Raw genomic sequence first — 3,171 nt, 5'->3', positions numbered from 1 at the left:
GCGGCGTCGGCCTCGCCGGAGCGGGCCGCGCCGCGCAGCCGGGTGACCGCCTCACGCACCTCGGGACGGTCGAAGAACCGCGCGGCGCCGCGCACGACGTACGGGATGGCGCGCGCGGCCAGCGCCTCCTCGAAGGCCTCGGACTGGGCGTTGATACGGAACAGGATCGCGATCTCGCCGAGCGAGCGCCCGGCCTCGCGGAGCCGCAGGACCTGGGCGGCGACCGCCTCGGCCTCGGCGACCTCGTCGGACCGCGGGGTGTAGGCGACGGGTGGCCCCGACGGGCGCTGGGCGCGCAGGTCGACGCCGGCGCTGGGTGAGCCGGCGAGCAGAGCGTTGGCCGCGGTGACGACCTCGGGGGTCGAGCGGTAGTTGCGGACCAGCTCGATCGAGGTGGTGCCGGGGTGGCGGGACGGGAAGTCGCGCAGGTAGCTGGCGTTGGCGCCCGCGAAGGAGTAGATCGTCTGGGCCGGGTCGCCGACCACGCACAGCTCGTCGCGGCCCCCGAGCCACAGCTCGAGGAGCGCCGACTGGATCGGCGAGACGTCTTGGAACTCGTCGACGACGAACCACTTGTACTGGCGGCGCACCTGCGCGGCCACCCGCTCGTCGTCGGCGAGCAGGCCGGCCGTCAGCAGCAGGACGTCCTCCATGTCCATGCGGCCCTGGGCGCGCTTGACCTCCTCGTAGCCGCTGAACACCCGGCCGACCGTGTCGTGGTCGTGGCCGCTGACGCTGCGTCCGCGCTGGGCAGCGACCGTGGGGTAGTCATCGGGGTGGACGTTGCTGACCTTGGCCCACTCGATCTCGGAGGCGAGGTCGCGCAGCAGTGCCTGGTCGGCGCTGAGCCGCTGGCGCCGGGCGGCACTGGCGAGCAGCCCGATCTTGGACTCGATGAGCGTGGGCAGCTCGGTGCCGTAGGTGGCCGGCCAGAAGTAGCGCAGCTGGCGCAGCGCGGCGGAGTGGAACGTGCGGGCCTGGACCGGCCCAGCGCCCAGCGCCCGCAGCCGCGCGCGCATCTCGCCGGCCGCCCGGGTCGTGAACGTGACCGCGAGGACCTCGGTCGGGGCGTAGACGCCCGTGGCGACGCCGTAGGCGATGCGGTGGGTGATCGCCCGGGTCTTGCCGGTGCCGGCCCCGGCCAGCACCCGCACCGGGCCGCGCAGCGCCTCGGCGACCTGGCGCTGCTCGGGATCGAGGGCGTCCAGCAGGTCGGCGGGGGCGGGCATGCGGGGAACAACTCCTGGGGCACGGTGGTTGGATCGGTGCAGACCAAACCCTAGACGTCGGAGGCGACAGTCCCAGATGAGCGGCTCGTTCACCATGTACACCACCCCCTGGTGCGGCTACTGCCACCGGTTGAAGAGCCAGCTGGACCGTGAGGGCATCACCTACGACATCGTCGACATCGAGCAGGAGCCCGACGCCGCGAAGATCGTCGAGTCCGCCAACAACGGCAACCAGACCGTGCCGACCCTGGTCTACGCCGACGGCTCCGCCCAGACCAACCCGTCGCTCGCCCAGGTCAAGGACAAGCTCGCCGCGCTGACGGCCTGACGGGCGCCAGACGCGGTCACCAGTGCCCCGGGAGCGGGCCGCCGTACCAGTGCTCGACGAGTGAGCGGCTGATCGAGACCCCGCTGGGGAGCAGCAGCGTGCCCTCCGCGGCGAGGGCCTTCATCTCGGCGCGGGTGAACCAGCGGGCGTCCTCGATCTCGTCCTCGTCGATGCGGATGTCCGTGGTGACAGCGCGTCCGACGAACCCGACCATCAGGCTCGCGGGCAGCGGCCAGGGCTGGTTGCCGAAGTACTCCACCTCCCCGACGACCACGCCGGCCTCCTCGAGCACCTCGCGCCGTACGGCGTCCTCGAGCGTCTCGCCGGGCTCACAGAAGCCCGCGAGCGTCGAGTAGCGACCCTCGGGCCAGACGGCCTGCCGGCCGAGGAGGCAGCGCTCGTCCTCGGCGCCGGGCTCACCGGAGGTGACGATCATGATCACCGCGGGGTCGGTGCGCGGGAAGTGCGTGTGCCCGCGGGGGCACACCAGCTCGTGCCCGGCCGCGCGCGGGGTGAGCGGATCGCCACAACGCGAGCAGTGGCGGGTGACGAACAGCCACTCGGCCAGGCCGAGCGCGTGCATGACCAGCGGGGCTTCGGCCACGCCGGCGGCGGGCTCGCCGGCGAGGATCGGCAGCAGCCCGCGGAGCGGAGTCCACTCCCCCGGCTCACCGGCCTGCGAGAGCGCCGCGTCGGTGACGACCGCGAACCATGCGCGGCCCTCGTGCTCGCCGAGCAGCACGCGCAGCCCGTCGGGCGCTGCCGCGGGCGAGACCCACTCGATCGCGCCGTCGCGTGGACGGACGCGGGTGCCGGACACCACCAGCACCCGGGTCTCCGGGTCGGCCCACCGCTGGTCGAGCCACTCCTCGTCGCTGCGGTGCAGCGCGGTGCGGTCGTGGGGGTTGGCCGACAGCCGCTCGTGCGGATACGTCACCCGACCGACGTTAGCCCTAGCCTTGTTGCACGTGAGTACCCACATCGGAGCCCAGCCCGGAGACATCGCCCCCCTCGTCCTCATGCCCGGGGACCCGCTGCGCGCCCGATGGATCGCCGAGACGTTCCTCGAGGACGCGCAGTGCTACACCGAGGTGCGCGGGATGTACGGCTACACCGGCACCTGGCAGGGCCACCGCGTCTCGGTCCAGGGCTCCGGGATGGGGCAGCCGTCGATGTCGATCTACGTGACCGAGCTGCTCACCGAGTACGACGTGCAGTCGGTGATCCGGGTCGGCTCGTGCGGCGCGGTCAGCGAGCGGCTCGCCGTCCGTGACGTCGTCCTCGCCTCCGGCGCGTGCACCGACTCCTCGATGAACCGGATCCGCTTCGAGGGCCTCGACTACGCCCCGGTCGCCGACTTCGACCTGCTGCGCGCCGCCCACGACGCCGCGACCGCGAAGGACCTCGCCGAGGACGTGCACGTCGGGCTCATCTTCAGCAGCGACTCGTTCTACCCGGCCCGCCCCGAGCTGGCCGCCCGGATGGCCGACTACGGCGTGCTCGCGATCGAGATGGAGGCCAGCGCGCTCTACACGATCGCCGCCAAGCACGGTCGCCGGGCGCTCACGATCTGCACCGTGAGCGACCACATCCTCACCGGTGAGGAGACCACGT

Annotated in this window: 4 protein-coding genes; 2 read left to right on the top strand and 2 right to left on the bottom strand. The window is 72.7% G+C overall.

What is annotated here, in order from left to right; translation table 11 throughout:
- Positions 1-1,229 (bottom strand): ATP-dependent helicase (locus Q0L15_RS16745; protein WP_296605590.1); only part of this gene is annotated, 1,229 nt, incomplete at its 3' end.
- A gap of 76 nt (positions 1,230-1,305) precedes the next feature.
- Between Q0L15_RS16745 and Q0L15_RS16740 the strand changes: the two genes are divergently transcribed.
- On the top strand, positions 1,306-1,557 hold the full coding sequence (locus Q0L15_RS16740) for a mycoredoxin (RefSeq protein ID WP_296605589.1): 252 nt from the start codon (positions 1,306-1,308) through the stop codon (positions 1,555-1,557).
- Between the two features lie 16 nt (positions 1,558-1,573).
- Here the strand turns inward: Q0L15_RS16740 and nudC are convergent, their stop codons facing one another.
- A complete protein-coding gene (nudC, locus tag Q0L15_RS16735; RefSeq protein WP_296605588.1) occupies positions 1,574-2,494 on the bottom strand; it encodes an NAD(+) diphosphatase in 921 nt (306 codons plus the stop codon).
- Between the two features lie 31 nt (positions 2,495-2,525).
- Between nudC and deoD the strand changes: the two genes are divergently transcribed.
- Positions 2,526-3,171, top strand: a 646-nt coding sequence (gene deoD, locus Q0L15_RS16730) for a purine-nucleoside phosphorylase (RefSeq protein ID WP_296605587.1), incomplete at its 3' end; no start/stop codon positions are given.

This window comes from Nocardioides sp. (genome assembly GCF_024509035.1).
GTDB lineage: Bacteria > Actinomycetota > Actinomycetes > Propionibacteriales > Nocardioidaceae > Nocardioides.
The sequence above is the reverse complement of the archived record's forward strand: the minus strand, read 5'-3'. Positions and strand labels throughout refer to the sequence as shown.

Coding starts and splice junctions, on each gene's coding strand:
- Q0L15_RS16740 (WP_296605589.1), top strand. CDS start 1,306: ATGAGCGGCTCGTTCACCATGTACACCACCCCCTGGTGCGGCTACTGC.